The following is a 14,914-nucleotide window of genomic DNA, read 5'->3' on the forward strand; positions in this document are numbered from 1 at the left end:
ACTTGTATTTATTTTAAATTATTTTATGTATATATTTTTTTAGTTTATTTAGACTTTTTGTTAATTTATAGATATTTTGCCACTGGTAATCCTTTTCATATGCATTATTTTTAAGTTGCAACTTATTATCATAAATTTATTATATACTTATATGTATTAAAGTCAATACTTTCAAGTTATAATTCTTTAAATTATTTTATATTTATTTAAAACATATTTTGACCTTTTTATACAAAACTTTAGATGGTTTATATTATAATGAACCTCCTAATGGTATGTAACTGTTTTTATAATGTTGGACTTTAAATTTTCAAATGATATACTATCTTTAAACTTATCTAAAATAAATACATCAATAATATGAGATAAATTTTATTTGAGGAGATTGATTAATATAAAACTATTAACTATCTTTCATTTCCAGCTTTACAGCTCGGATAGGCATAAAAAGATTTATTGTACAATGAGTAAAAAAACAAAGCATAACCAACTACTCAAATATAGCTGTTATGCTTTGTTTTTTATTTATTATAGATTAATTGTCAACTCAACCGGACAATGATCTGATCCTGTTACTTCCATATGAATTTTTGCATCGTCTAATTTATCCTTAAGACTTTCTGAAACCAAGAAATAATCTATTCTCCATCCAGCATTATTAGCTCTAGCATTAAATCTATATGACCACCATGAATACATGCCTTCTTTGTCAGGATAGAAATATCTATATGTATCTATAAATCCTGCTTCTAATAGTTCACTTATCTTAGATCTTTCCTCATCTGTAAATCCTGCATTTTTTCTATTAGATGTAGGATTTTTTAGATCTATTTCCTTATGTGCAACATTTAAATCTCCACAAATTATTACAGGTTTGTTTTTCTCAAGTTCTTTTAAATATTTTCTAAACACATCTTCCCATACCATTCTATAATCAAGTCTTTCTAATCCTTGCTTAGAATTAGGAGTATAAACATTTACTAAGTAAAAATTACCATACTCTAAAGTAAGTACCCTTCCCTCGTTATCATGTTCTTCTATTCCAATACCTCTTTTTACGGTCAAAGGCTCCTCTTTTGTAAATACAGCAGTACCTGAATAGCCTTTCTTTTCAGCATAATTCCAGTAACTTGCATACCCATCTAGTTCTAAATCTATTTGACCTTCTTGAAGTTTACTTTCTTGTATGCAAAATATATCAGCATCTATTTCCTTAAAATATTCTAAAAAGCCTTTTTTTACGCAGGCTCTTAACCCATTTACATTCCATGAGATTAATTTTTTCAATTTCATCTCCTCCTTAAAATTTTAAATAATAATTATTATTATATAATATTTTAGAAATATTATCTATATATATCACAATTATCTTTCTACTTTCTATTAGATTTAATTGGACACTTTGGCATGTAGAGTTTTAAATGCAGACTTATTATTAGAGCATACATATTATATTAGTAAATAATTTATTAACATAACAAAAAAACCACATGCTTTTTATGCCTAGTGGTTTAATCTATTTATCAAAATATTACTTTTTCGATTATACTAATTAATGATAAACAACAATAAAGTTATTATGACTATGCTTATAGGTATACATAAAGAATTTACTACCCCCGCTAAGCCTTCATCACATTTACATCTAGCCGTAAAGACTGGTGCAAGAACAGGAACTGGACCAAATACCAAAATAACTAGTACATGCTTAATTTCCATTGAAAATGGTACACAAAAATAAATAATAACTGCAAATATTGCTGCAAACAAGTAACGTATACTTATAATAGATGCAACTTTAACTAACTGCTCTTTGTGGAATTTGCATTCAAAAACCATTCCAATCATAAGCATGGACAAAAACGCATTTCCTGCACTTAGATTTGAAGTTATTGTATATACCACCTGTGGCAACTTAATACCTGTAATTGTCACTATAAACATAAGCATATAAGTATCAAAAGGTACAGATGAGAACATTTTTCTAAGAAATGCTCTAATGCTTTGGTCGTTTCCTTCCCCAACAACACCTGATGCAAGTGCATATGTGCCTCCTGTACACATAATCGAATTACCTATATCGAAGAGACTTGTTATCCCAACAGCATATGCTCCCATAAAACTCTGCACATATGGGAGTGTAAAACATCCTATATTGTATCCAGCTAAATTTAACATATTAAAGGCTTTTTCTTTATTATCCTTATTCCTACCTAAAACAAAGCCAACGAAAGACATTATAATGTTTCCCAAAAATCCAAGCAAAATAATAAAAAGCATTGATGTATCCATTTTAAAATTTGCAAATCCAGTAACAAGTGCACACGGTAAAGTAATATTCATTATAATTTTAGTTATAATTTTATAGTCTTTAGGTCCAAAAACCCCTATCCTTTTGAAACTATATCCTATCGCAATAATCAGTATAAAGCTAAATGCTTTTATTAAAATATCCCCCATTTTTACCCCTTTCTCTTAATTATATCGAAATAATAAAAATCCACATCTAGCACTCTAATACGTTAACTACCAAATCAGGACCAAAATGTAGAAATTCAACTTCAGCATGTATGCAAATACATGCTGAAAAATCAATAACTTATTCTTAATTTCAATATATACTATCGATTAAATTAGTAAATTGCTACAACTCATGAACTAAATATAAGATCTAACAAAAACATTTTATTCTTTCATTGCAGCAATTTTACAATGCTATTTACTATTTTTTCTTTTCTTAATAGTCTTCTTTTTGCCATTTGGCGAGTTTTTTTCTTTTGTTTTCTTACCTTTTTCTCTTCTATCAGAAATTCTATCACCCTTTAATCTGTCTGAAGCCTTTTTCTTATTAATTCCTTGGCTTTCATTACCTCTGGAAACGTTGGAATTATAACCTTTGACACTTTTATTTTTGTCTTTTATAAGACATTTCGGACCATTTCCTATCAAATCAGTTCTACCAGCTTGTGTTAATGCCTCATAGACCAGTGTATAGTACTTTGGATTCTTATATTGAAGTAGAGCTCTTTGCATAGCTTTTTCATGCTTAGTCTTTGGTACATAAACTTCTTTCATTGTCATTGGATCTAATCCAGTATAATACATTGTTGTAGCCAATGTACCTGGTGTTGGATAAAAATCTTGTACCTGCTCTGGTTGATAGTTAATATCTCTTAGATACTCAGCAAGCTCAATTGCACATTCTAAAGTACTTCCCGGATGAGATGACATTAAATATGGAATTATATATTGTTTTTTTCCAAGTTTCTTTGTTATTTTTTCAAACTTATTTACAAATTTATCATAAGTTTCGCCAGCCGGTTTACCCATATATTTTAGTACATCTTTTGAAATATGTTCAGGTGCAACTTTTAATTTTCCACTTACATGATGTTCCACTAATTCTTTAAAAAACGTATCATCTTTATCAGCCATAATATAATCATATCTAAGACCTGAGCGCACAAATGCCTTTTTAACTTTTGGTACATTCCTTATAGATCTTAACAAATCAAGGTATTCAGTATGATCTACATCCATATTTCTACAAACATCTGGAGATAAACACTCTTTATTTTTACATGCTCCAAAAGCTAACTGCTTAGAACAAGCTGGTTTTCTAAAGTTTGCAGTCGGCCCTCCTACATCATGAATATATCCCTTAAAATCCGGAAGTTTTGTAATATCTTCAACCTCTTGTAATATTGATTCTTTACTTCTACTTTGAACAACTCTTCCTTGATGGAAAGTTATAGCACAAAATTTACAATCTCCAAAACAGCCTCTTGAACTTACTGTACTAAATTTAACTTCTTCAATTGCAGCTATTCCGCCTTTCCCTTCATAAACAGGATGGTAATCTCTCATATATGGAAGTCCATATACTTCATCTAATTCCTCTCTATTTAAAGGGGCTTCTGGAATATTTTGTACCACATATTTACTCCCATGCTTTTGCACGATAATATGACCTCGAACCGAATCCTGTTCTTCATATTCTACTTTGCTTGCTTCTGCATACTTATATCTATTTGTAGATACTTCCTTATACGAAGGAATTTCAATATAATCCTGCACATCTTCTAAACTTTCTGTAGCATAGCAAGTGCCTCTAATATAAGTTATATCCTTTGCTCGAACTTTATTCTTTAAACTTTCTGCAACGGCCACTATTTGTTTTTCACCCATACCATAAATTAGCAAGTCAGCTGTACTATCAATTAATATTGATTTTCTTACTTTATCACTCCAATAATCGTAATGAGCAAATCTTCTAAGACTTGCTTCTATTCCTCCTATTATAATATCTATGTCTTTATAAGCTTCTCTTATCTTATTGCAATAAACAATTGTTGCTCTATCAGGCCTAAGTCCCATTTGTCCACCTGGAGAATAAAAATCTTTTTCTCTTAATCTTTTACTTACAGTATAATGATTGACCATAGGATCCATATTTCCACCATTAACTAGGAAAGCATATTTAGGCTTCCCAAATCTCTGAAAATCATAAATATTATCCCAATCTGGTTGTGGTATTATCCCAACTTTATATCCATTTGCTTCAAGTACTCTCGAAATAATTGCAGTACCAAAACTATGATGATCAATGTATGCATCAGCTGTAACAATTATGAAATCTAATTGCTCCCAACCTCTTTCTCTCATATCTTTTTTGCTTATGGGCAAAAACTTTCTTTCAGTTGTCATATCTTCACCTACTTATTCTTCTTATGGTTTAATTTTAAAAAATCATACACACCTTATTTTCTCTTTGCCTATTATAACATAAAGACACCAAATTCTAAATCCGTATTATGTTATTTATTAATTTCATGTCTTTTTAAACATTATTTCCAATTATTCTTGTATTAAAATGCTTTATTTAAACTATTCTCCCCCAGTATGTACACCTATAAGCTCTTATTTACATAAATTTGTATAATGAAAATATGGCAGGTTAATATCATTATAGATAATTTTATTTTTAAGCTTAATATGTAACAATTTTTAATTATGTTTAATATATTATTAATATAACAAATGATATAGATTAACAAAGGAGAAATGAACTATGAGCAGATGCTGTTATAACAGATGTTGCAATAATTGCTGTGGATACAATTACGGAAACTTTTGTGGATACGGTGGTTATGGCGGATATGGTGGTGGATATGGTTTTAATAATGCATGGGCATTATGGCCACTATTATTCTTATTATAAAACAACTAACTAATTTTATCCTGTAAGGCTATTTTTACACCTCGATATTACAAAAGAAAAGATTTCTATAATTGCTTATTTTAGAAATAATATAGAATATGAAATAAGACCTAAAGATATATTAATATCTTTTAGGTCTTATTTGTATGTTTATTAATTTTTAAATGAATGTATAGGTGCAGGAATTCTTCCACCTCTTTGAGCAAATAATTCTGATGATTTACCATTTACCTTCATTACAGGTGCTCTACCCAATAATCCACCGAACTCCACCATATCACCTATTTCACAACCTGGTGCTGGTATAATTCTAACCGCTGTAGTCTTATTATTTATTACTCCAATCGCAGCTTCATCGGCTATCATTCCTGCAATCGTAGATGCTGGAGTATCTCCAGGAATTGCAATCATATCAAGACCAACTGAGCATACACATGTCATTCCTTCTAATTTTTCTAAATTTAATGATCCACTTATAACCGCATCAATCATACCTGCATCTTCAGATACTGGAATGAAAGCTCCACTTAAGCCTCCAACATGGCTACATGCCATAACTCCACCTTTTTTAACTGCATCGTTAAGCATAGCAAGCGCTGCAATTGTACCATGAGTTCCAACTTGTTCTAATCCTATTTCTTCTAGAATTTCTGCAACAGAGTCACCAACGGCTGGTGTTGGAGCTAAAGATAAGTCAACTATACCAAAAGGTACATCTAATCTTCTAGATGCTTCGTTAGCAACTAATTCTCCCATCCTTGTAACTTTAAATGCAGTTTGCTTAATTGTTTCAGCAACAACATCAAAAGATGCTCCTCTTACTTTCTCAAGTGCTCTCTTAACAACTCCTGGTCCGCTTACACCAACATTTATGATTCTCTCAGCTTCTCCAACTCCGTGGAAAGCTCCTGCCATAAAAGGATTATCTTCTACTGCATTTGCAAATACAACTAACTTAGCGCAACCAAAGCCTTTTTGATCTTTTGTAAGTTCTGCAGTTCTCTTTATAACATCTGCCATATCTCTTACAGCGTTCATGTTTATTCCTGATTTTGTACATCCTACATTAACTGACGCACAAACTTTTTTTGTTACTGCTAAAGCTTCTGGGATTGAACTTATTAAAATCTTATCACCTTTTGTACAACCTTTTTGAACTAATGCTGAAAATCCACCTAAGAAATCTATTCCAAGAGTCTCTGCTGCTCTATCTAAAGTTCTTGCAAATTCAACATAGCTAGTTTCATTAGTAGCTCCAGCAATTATTGACATAGGAGTTATTGAAACTCTTTTATTTACTATTGGAATGCCAAATTCTGTTTCTATTTGCCTTCCAACCTCTACTAAATGCTCTGCAGATTTTGTAATTTTATCATATATCTTAATTCTAGCTTTATCTCCATCTGGATCTATACAATCAAGCAAAGATATTCCCATTGTTATAGTTCTAACGTCAAGTTTTTCTTCCTCAATCATTTTTATCGTTTCAAGTATATTATTAGTATTCATAAGCCCCTCCTATTATAGTGAATGCATTGACTTAAATATTTCTTCTCTTTGAATCTTTACTTCTACCCCAAGTCTTTCACCCTCTGCTGTAAGTCCTGCACGAACTTCCTCAAAAGTCGCATTCATATCTTTGCAGTCTAATACCATTATCATGGTAAAAAAACCTTGCATTATAGTTTGATTAACATCTAATATATTGATACTATATTCTAACATTTTCTGACTAACCCCTGCTATAATACCAACTTTGTCCTGCCCAATTACTGTTAATATTGCTTTCATGCTTATCTACTCCATTCATAAGTTATTTTTAAGATCCTTATTAAAAATATTATCCAATTCTAATTGAATTGGATAATATCTAATAAGCATCTTTATTGCTCTCTTTATTCTATAATTTATATTATATTTTGTCAATTTTAAGAGAACGTTTTGTAAATATTTTTTCTTTTCGTTCGGATTTTTGTTATTCTTATTCAAAAGAAAATCTCACATTACTTTTTCAAGTTTTTTAATACCTTTAGAATGTCTTTAGGCTTATATGTATAATCTACACATATTCTATTTAGCTCTGCAGAATTATCATCTCTGTCAGCATACCCTCTTTCAGTGGTAAATCCCATTGAATAACCAACTTCACTAAAAGCTTTCTTAGTATCATCATTATATTTTCCTTCTGGATAAGCAATCGAAATTATAGGCTTATTAATTAAACTTTCTAACTTTTCCTTAGAATTTTTTAGTTCTTTTAATTGATCTTCATATGACATAGTCGGAAGATCAATATGAGAAATCGTGTGAGACTCTATATCAATTATTCCACTACTACTCAACTCTTTAACTTGGTCAGTAGTTAGATATCCATCTCTATCTAAATAACTTTGTATAACAAAAATTGTTGCATTCATATTAAACTCTTTTAAGATTGGAAATACATTAGTATAATTATCTCTATATCCATCATCAAATGTTAGAACAACACTTTTTTCTGGAATAGCCTTGCCCTTAAAAAGGTAATCATTAAGTTGAGCCATTGTTAATGTCGTATATCCATTATCTTTAATAGCTTGAAGTTGTGTTCTAAATTTATCCTTTGAAATAATAATAGGGCTTTTTACTGAAGGATCATCATTTATAGAATGAAAACAAATTACCGGCACGCCTCTATTATCATTTATTAACGGAACTTCCCCAAACTCTTTTTTCTCATCCTCTGATGGGTTTTCGATAACATCTTTTTTATCACTATTTTGACTAGTAGCCATATTAGCAAAAGAATTTATTCCTTTATTAATCCCAATAAAAGCAATTATCCCAATCACAACTAAAAGTGATACTATTTTAACTAATTTTATAAAATTACTTCTCCTGCTATTATTAAATCTTTTTCTATTCTTTTTTTCTTTCATAATATATCTCCTTATAATATAAAGCATAAATTTATCTTAAACTTTATTTTTTATAGTTACAAATTTAATTTTATTCATATATAATTTCTTTCATATTTAGCCTATATGTATCACAAAGTTCACCCGCTTTTACTTGTAACCTTCACTATTTTCAATATACTTCACAAAAATTACAATTTATAAATAAAAATTCATATAAATTATAGCACACAAGGCAACATTTATAAAATATGTATATATTAAATCCTAAAATATATTATTTTCAAATAACTCAAACCTATAAATAATAGATATTTCAATTATATTTCAATAATAAATTTACGCTTAATATTCCAGCACTCAAAAATTACTCAATTTAAAGATAAAGTACAAACTTCAATTACAGCACATGTTCCTATTTATTTTTATTCTTTTTAAAACACAAAAGTTATTCAATCAACCTTTTTTAAATCATCCGCAATTTTATCAGATTATAAATTACTAAAGCATAAAAAAATTAAGGTGAAATAGTAAATAAATCATAAAATTTACTATCTCACCTTAATTTTTATTTAGGCATATAGATGAAAATAACAAGTACAAAATACCAGTCTTATTCTTCTTAGACACGTAAGTATATTTATCTAATAGCAAAATTACTATGACAACCTACTTACTCAGAATGCTGTAAAACATACTTAGCAGATGGACTTATTATTTTTCCGATCACGCCTTATCATTATTTTTAGCACTTATTTTCGTAGTACTTAAATGTTCAGCTGATATTCTCTCTGTGTTCTTAGATTTTTTATAATCATTTGAAAAATATATTATTAGACTCTCATCATTACTTTCTGCATTAACTTGATATGCTACATTTTGTACGTAACCATGGATGAAATCATCTTTGCTAAAAAACAAATTGATCTCTGTACCTACTTTGGTAATGACATTTATTATATCCTTCAAATCTTTAGATTCTTTTGTAAAAACAATATCATCACTTTCTACAAGACAAAACTCAACCTTCATAGCTTCCACCCCTTTCTGTTACTAAAATTATATAAATTAAGAATTATTATTTCAATATCTAAAATCTAGGGATTAGACTTATGAATAGCAATTAGCTTATGAAAGTAATATTATACTTACTTATCCGTTCTATAATTTAATATTTATGTATGTATATGTTGCAATTAAATTTCTACATTCTAGTTTTTAATCTAACACGTAATTTACCAGCGTTTTAAATATAAATTTATTATTGCAGCATATACATATCTTACAATTTTGTTTACTAAAAATATCTTAATTTGAAATATGAGCTATCTACACATACCTAAAATTATTTTAAACTAATGCTCTAGACATGCTAACTAATGCTTTAGTTGAATATTTTCTATTAAATTCACTTACTCTAATATTAAAGCCACTATACGGCATACTTTTCTGTTCTAAGACATCATCTCTTAACATTTTAGATAATCTAATATCAAGTTCAACTTGTCTAGTATCTTCTAAAACCCCTGTTCCCGAATTAATAATATATATATTAAGAGAGAAGCCCTCAGTTTCTGTAACTTCTTCTAATTCAACAGAATTTTTACACATATGTATAGAATACGGAACTTCTATCCATTGGTGATTACCGAATCTGAATAGCATGATAATAACATTATCTTCTTTGAAATATCCGTATTTCAGATCACCTTTTATAATAGCTTGTCTAGATTTTTCTGTAAATTTCGTAGTATAAATTAACAAATTGCACCCATTTTTATTTATATCGAAACTTATTCCTTCTGGATACCTTGTAATACCATCCTTAAATGGTTTCCCTACCTCAAATAATTCCACAAATTTCGCCCTCCTTTTTAATATACATTTAATTATACTTTATTTTATTAAAAAAATCAAAAAAAAGAAGTTAACTTAACTATGTAGTTAACAAAACTATGTTGCTTCTCATATATTAATAGGAAAGTTGAATTCCGTTGCCTTAACATATAATCTAATAAGAAGGTGAACTAATGAAAAAATTATTGTTTATAACTTGGAATATAACTTCTGGCTATGGAACAGAAAAATCTTTAGCAGATGTTTTAAATCTATTAGATAAGTATAAATATGATATAAGCATCTTGCCATTATTTAAAACCTCCAATGTTCATGTCTATAATAGTAATATTAAAATATTAGATGCGCTTATTGATTCAACAAAGGAGGGTTATAACGAAAAAGATTCCCTTGATTACTATTATAAATTACTTGTGTCTCCCTTACTTTTCAATAAACTAATTAATGAAAAATATGATTGTGTCATTGCTTGTAATCATAGTGCTCCATCTTACTTTGCCTCATATTTAAATTGTGCAACAAAAATAATTTGGATTAGAGGTGATATGCGTGAGCTTGACTATAATTGGCTAGATAAAAATTCGAATGAATATAGACAAATTAAACAAGAACACGAAATGCAGGCTTCAGTTTTAAAGCAATTTGATTCTATAGTAGTAATTTCAGATGTAGTAGAAAAATCTTTGTCCGAGCTTTTTGGTATAACCGAAAATGTTGTTAAAATTTCGAACTCTGTTAATAGAGAGAAAATCCACATCTTAAGTAACGAAAAAATTAGCATACCGGATAAAATGCTCTTTACATCTGTTGGTAGACTTGATTTCAACAAAAATCAAATTTTGCTATTAAAAGCTGCAAAAGAACTTAAGCTATATCGTGATGATTTTATGATTTATCTTTTAGGAGATGGGGATTACAAATTAATTCTTCAGAAATATATAGAAGACAATGAACTTACGGAAAATGTTAAACTAATAGGATATGTAGAAAACCCATATCCGTATATAAAAAACTCAACAGCAACAATCTTAACTTCTCTTAGCGAAGGTTTTTCTCTTGCTCTAGTTGAAAGCGTAATACTAAATACTCCTATTATTTCAACAGATGTTGGTGTAGCAAGAGAGCTGGTAGAAAAATATAAATGCGGTAATATCATTCACTTTGATGAAAAAGAATTATTGGGAATTTTACTTTGGTATTTGAACAATCCTTATAGATATAACAGAGTTTTCAATATTAACAATGATTATGATCTTATGACAGAAGTTAAAAAAACCGAATTAATAATCGACAACACTATTCAAAGGACAAGCAATGCAAAATATGTAAAACTTCCATACCCTGAAATCACAATAGATTATTCTGAAATTAATAAGTTAAAAATACCAAGCGATTATATATATGTACTAAGAGTCATTCAGAATGGTGTACCTTATGAATATCTAATAAACAGAAAAAGTGGAAATGATAAACTTATTGTTTTTAACAATGGTGCTGTAGTCGGCGGAAATGTTAATGTCCCAATCTTCCAAAGGCATAGTTGGTCACAGATGTTGAAAACCTCCTCTATTTTCTGCATGGATCCTACACTTTATGTAAATGGATATTTACAAGTTGCTTGGGGCGTCGGAAAAAATGAAAATTATTATCTTGAAAATAGTAGTTTAATACTAAAACAAATTATTGCTAAAATGAATATTAAGCTCGAGAATACAGTTATCTACGGCACATCAGCAGGTGGTTACCTTTCAGTAATTATGGGGATATATCTTAGAGGATCATCAGTAGTTGTCGACAACTCACAATTTGACATCTCCAATTGGATTGTTAAGGAAGCATTCGAAACTGTTGTAACACTTTGCTTTGATGATGATAAACCTTTTGAAAAATTTAACGATCGATTTAACGTAGTAGATGCTTTTGAAAAAAACAATTATGTTCCTAAGATATATATCCTCGCTAATTTATGCTCTCATGCAGACAATTCAACCCAGATAGTACCATTATTGAAACGTATGGAACGCATGAATAATATTGATAACTTTAATAATATTGAAATAATTTTACGCTATGAGCCAGAAAAAGGACATGATGGATTAAATCTTCCAGATATTACGAAATTCATATATAAAATTCTAGGAGAAGCTTGATATTCAAAGAGAACATTAAATAAGCAAAGAAAATTGTGTATAGAGCCATTTTCTTCGCTTATTCTTCATTAGAAAATTAACCTATATCGTTTTCTTTTAAGTAATACTTTCCTTGTCTCCAAACAAGTATGCCACTATTCACCATTTGATTTAAAGCTCCAACTAAGAAAATATTTATTTTAGTTAAGGTTCCATTTTTAAAATATACCTCTGGCTGAAATTTTTCATTAGTGTGTATTTCTTCAAATGTCAACCCATCATTTTTATTTTTAAACATTGTTAATATCTCTTTTTTACCGTCTAACATAAGTCTCCCTCCTTTATATATAATTAATTATATATAATCAAACGAAATATATAACCAATTATATGAAAAAGAGGAAATTATTTTTATGCTTCATACGTAACATATAATAAAATTCTAAATATATATTAATGTATATGTAAATTTAAAAATTCAATTAAATCACCTTTAAGTTCGTCACTCTTGCCAAAGTTGGAACATCATCTTCTTCTCCGTCTATTACAACAACAGCACTATGTTCTCCCATCAACTTAATCACAGTACCTTTCTTACCTTTATTATCGTTTTCTAAAAATTCAACTCTATCATTTATTTTCATTAATAGTCCCTCCATATTTTTTATAATATTTTTTATAATATTAATTATATCATATTTTATGGTTCATATTGTTTAATTTATAAAGAATGTGATATACCCGAATTTAGTTTATACATTTCTCCTTAATTGATCCTAGGTTTATTAGAATATTAGACATACGTTCATTGTAGCAATATATGTTATTAACTGTTTTTAACATATAAACTAATATACATTTTTATATTAAAAAGGCACTCATACTTCTATGAATGCCTTTTTTGTATAGTTATTTTTTATAACCCTTGTTCGTAGCTTTCTATCATTCTTTTTACCATTTCTCCACCAACGCTACCATTTTGCCTTGAAGATAGGTTCCCTTTATCGATGTTTTCATAGTTTTGTAATCCGATTTCTGATGCAACCTCAGTTTTTAATCTGTTTAAACCTTGCTTTGCTTCAGGTACTAATGTTCTATTGCTTCCACTATTATTTGATGCCATTTGAATCTACCTCCTTTTATTTTAATTTTGTTTGGCAGTAATATATTAACCAATAACACAAAATATAATCTATAAAAATATTAACAAAAATAGTATTGATAGCTTGTATTAGTTAATATTACTTTACGTCCCTAAGTACTTAGTGGATTTACTTACATGTTATTCATTGATATATTCGCCTAAAGCAGCAATATTCTTGTATTAACGCTTTATTTACTATTATTTAATGTTTTTATTATAAACTCATTTAATATCTCATCAAATTTCTGTTCAATTTTTTTATTCCTGTCTACATGTGCCTTATAACCTCTAACTACTTTAAATACTACACCTATAACTATGAATAACAAAAAGAAATTAATTAGCATTAAAATTAATAAATTATAGTCGAATTTCATATTGCCCTCCATAACGCATCCATATATTAGTCCTATAATATTATCAGACAATATAGATGTATATGAGTAATATTTAATTATATTCCTATCTAGCATATATTTTTTGCTTATTTATTTTATAAAAGCATTTATATTCTTGCTAGTACTCTTATAGATAACCCAACTAAGACCTGAACTTATGCATATAACTCGCCGAAATCATAAATATTTTGTTCCGAAAAGCTATGAAAATATATTTATGATTTCTAGTAAAGATATGAGCTTAAAATTCTAGCAATTTTGTAAATCTGTTCATCTAATAAGCCGAATTCTTAAATTGGATATCTATAGCTAATTCCAAATAAAGATATACATTCAAATTGAAGTTCTATATTCCAGCTTTAATTGAATACTTAACTTTTTTAAATAAAAAAGGCACCACAATAAAAAGTAGCACCTTTCATAGAATTATCAATTATTCCTAAGCTTCTTTAACATTATAAAGATTGTATTTCTCGCTGTCCCTTCTATAATAATCGCAAGAAACCTTTGCAGTGCAATAAGCTGATGTACAAATTACGATTTCTTTTATAGCTTCTCTAGTCGCCTCCATTGCCTTTCTTTTATAAAAGCAGTTCGATTCGCTTTTGCACCATGAACAACTTTCATCATTATACTCTTTTACTAAACCTTTAAATTCATCTTTAACCATTTAAACCTCTCCCTTATTTAGATTATTAATTTTATAAAGACATATTAAATTTCCTTATTATATCTCTATAACTTGTCCTTCCGTTTCTACCTAAACACAACTTCTAGTGGTTAAATTTAAGTATATTATTCATTTCGGCAAGACATACGCATAAGTCTAGATTATAGCTGATTTATCTATATATGTATCCACATTAATATATTTATGAAAATTCCTTATACTTATGTCTATATATTTTGTTTTCCTCCATGCCAACCAAATATAATAAACAAACTAATACTAGAAACGCTAAATGATAGTAAGTAATATTAATATCACTTACTATCCCCCGTCAATATTACGGAGCCCGTAAAAATTCTTCATAAGTTTCTATATTATCTTTTCTATTTGTATCCTTTAACCATTTATCATACCTCAAAATGGATTTTTCTACTGTTTCCAATCTTAATTTGCCTTTATTTTTTCTTGTAAATTCTGCATAATATATGTTTATTTTAATTATATTCCCCATCCATTCTCATCCCTTCTAATATTCTATAGAATACAATTAAGTTGGTAAAATTTGTGTAGCAAATTCTGAAGAAAAAATTTAAATTAA

Annotated in this window: 16 protein-coding genes; 2 read left to right on the forward strand and 14 right to left on the reverse strand. The window is 28.6% G+C overall.

Annotated features, from left to right (window positions below; genetic code table 11):
- Positions 1–528: 528 nt before the first annotated feature.
- The 3 genes from ACJDTP_RS15535 to ACJDTP_RS15545 form a co-directional block, all read right to left on the reverse strand.
- The gene (locus tag ACJDTP_RS15535; RefSeq protein ID WP_406761757.1) at positions 529–1,293 is read right to left on the reverse strand and encodes an exodeoxyribonuclease III; all 765 of its coding nucleotides are present in this window, start codon (positions 1,291–1,293) and stop codon (positions 529–531) included.
- A 255-nt stretch (positions 1,294–1,548) separates the two neighbouring features.
- A complete protein-coding gene (locus ACJDTP_RS15540; RefSeq protein ID WP_406761758.1) occupies positions 1,549–2,460 on the reverse strand; it encodes an AEC family transporter in 912 nt (303 codons plus the stop codon).
- 255 nt (positions 2,461–2,715) lie between these two features.
- Complete coding sequence (locus tag ACJDTP_RS15545; protein ID WP_406761759.1) at positions 2,716–4,707, reverse strand: YgiQ family radical SAM protein; 1,992 nt, start codon at positions 4,705–4,707, stop codon at positions 2,716–2,718.
- 364 nt (positions 4,708–5,071) lie between these two features.
- Here ACJDTP_RS15545 and ACJDTP_RS15550 point away from each other — a divergent pair, with 364 nt between their 5' ends.
- On the forward strand, positions 5,072–5,221 hold the full coding sequence (locus ACJDTP_RS15550; protein ID WP_017209305.1) for a hypothetical protein: 150 nt from the start codon (positions 5,072–5,074) through the stop codon (positions 5,219–5,221).
- A 153-nt stretch (positions 5,222–5,374) separates the two neighbouring features.
- On the opposite strand, the gene ACJDTP_RS15555 is transcribed toward ACJDTP_RS15550, so the two are convergent.
- From ACJDTP_RS15555 to ACJDTP_RS15575, 5 genes are all read right to left on the reverse strand, one after another.
- The gene (locus ACJDTP_RS15555; RefSeq protein WP_012058568.1) at positions 5,375–6,730 is read right to left on the reverse strand and encodes a PFL family protein; all 1,356 of its coding nucleotides are present in this window, start codon (positions 6,728–6,730) and stop codon (positions 5,375–5,377) included.
- 12 nt (positions 6,731–6,742) lie between these two features.
- Positions 6,743–7,012, reverse strand: coding sequence for an ACT domain-containing protein (locus ACJDTP_RS15560; protein ID WP_012058567.1), 270 nt, complete (start codon positions 7,010–7,012; stop codon positions 6,743–6,745).
- A gap of 212 nt (positions 7,013–7,224) precedes the next feature.
- A complete protein-coding gene (locus ACJDTP_RS15565) occupies positions 7,225–8,139 on the reverse strand; it encodes a polysaccharide deacetylase family protein (RefSeq protein WP_168982224.1) in 915 nt (304 codons plus the stop codon).
- A gap of 705 nt (positions 8,140–8,844) precedes the next feature.
- Complete coding sequence (locus ACJDTP_RS15570) at positions 8,845–9,150, reverse strand: hypothetical protein (protein ID WP_077840622.1); 306 nt, start codon at positions 9,148–9,150, stop codon at positions 8,845–8,847.
- 318 nt (positions 9,151–9,468) lie between these two features.
- Positions 9,469–9,975 (reverse strand): hypothetical protein, encoded by a 507-nt coding sequence (locus ACJDTP_RS15575; RefSeq protein ID WP_012058564.1) that lies wholly within the window; start codon positions 9,973–9,975, stop codon positions 9,469–9,471.
- A gap of 173 nt (positions 9,976–10,148) precedes the next feature.
- Between ACJDTP_RS15575 and ACJDTP_RS15580 the strand changes: the two genes are divergently transcribed.
- The gene (locus ACJDTP_RS15580) at positions 10,149–12,125 is read left to right on the forward strand and encodes a glycosyltransferase (protein ID WP_406761760.1); all 1,977 of its coding nucleotides are present in this window, start codon (positions 10,149–10,151) and stop codon (positions 12,123–12,125) included.
- Between the two features lie 76 nt (positions 12,126–12,201).
- On the opposite strand, the gene ACJDTP_RS15585 is transcribed toward ACJDTP_RS15580, so the two are convergent.
- The 6 genes from ACJDTP_RS15585 to ACJDTP_RS15610 all read right to left on the reverse strand — a co-directional run bounded on the left by ACJDTP_RS15585 (position 12,202) and on the right by ACJDTP_RS15610 (position 14,827).
- Positions 12,202–12,432 carry a hypothetical protein gene (locus ACJDTP_RS15585; RefSeq protein WP_077840619.1) on the reverse strand — a complete coding sequence of 77 codons (231 nt, stop codon included), beginning with the start codon at positions 12,430–12,432 and terminating at the stop codon, positions 12,202–12,204.
- Positions 12,433–12,586: 154 nt separating this feature from the next.
- The gene (locus tag ACJDTP_RS15590; protein WP_168982226.1) at positions 12,587–12,748 is read right to left on the reverse strand and encodes a hypothetical protein; all 162 of its coding nucleotides are present in this window, start codon (positions 12,746–12,748) and stop codon (positions 12,587–12,589) included.
- Between the two features lie 272 nt (positions 12,749–13,020).
- Positions 13,021–13,227: an alpha/beta-type small acid-soluble spore protein gene (locus tag ACJDTP_RS15595; RefSeq protein WP_017209309.1), complete on the reverse strand. Its 207-nt coding sequence runs from the start codon at positions 13,225–13,227 to the stop codon at positions 13,021–13,023.
- A 209-nt stretch (positions 13,228–13,436) separates the two neighbouring features.
- A complete protein-coding gene (locus ACJDTP_RS15600; protein ID WP_406761761.1) occupies positions 13,437–13,625 on the reverse strand; it encodes a hypothetical protein in 189 nt (62 codons plus the stop codon).
- Positions 13,626–14,085: 460 nt separating this feature from the next.
- Positions 14,086–14,316 carry a hypothetical protein gene (locus ACJDTP_RS15605; protein WP_078115658.1) on the reverse strand — a complete coding sequence of 77 codons (231 nt, stop codon included), beginning with the start codon at positions 14,314–14,316 and terminating at the stop codon, positions 14,086–14,088.
- Between the two features lie 337 nt (positions 14,317–14,653).
- Positions 14,654–14,827: a hypothetical protein gene (locus ACJDTP_RS15610; RefSeq protein WP_406761762.1), complete on the reverse strand. Its 174-nt coding sequence runs from the start codon at positions 14,825–14,827 to the stop codon at positions 14,654–14,656.
- Positions 14,828–14,914: the final 87 nt, after the last annotated feature.

This window comes from Candidatus Clostridium helianthi, from assembly GCF_045310795.1.
In the GTDB taxonomy this organism is placed as follows: domain Bacteria; phylum Bacillota; class Clostridia; order Clostridiales; family Clostridiaceae; genus Clostridium; species Clostridium helianthi.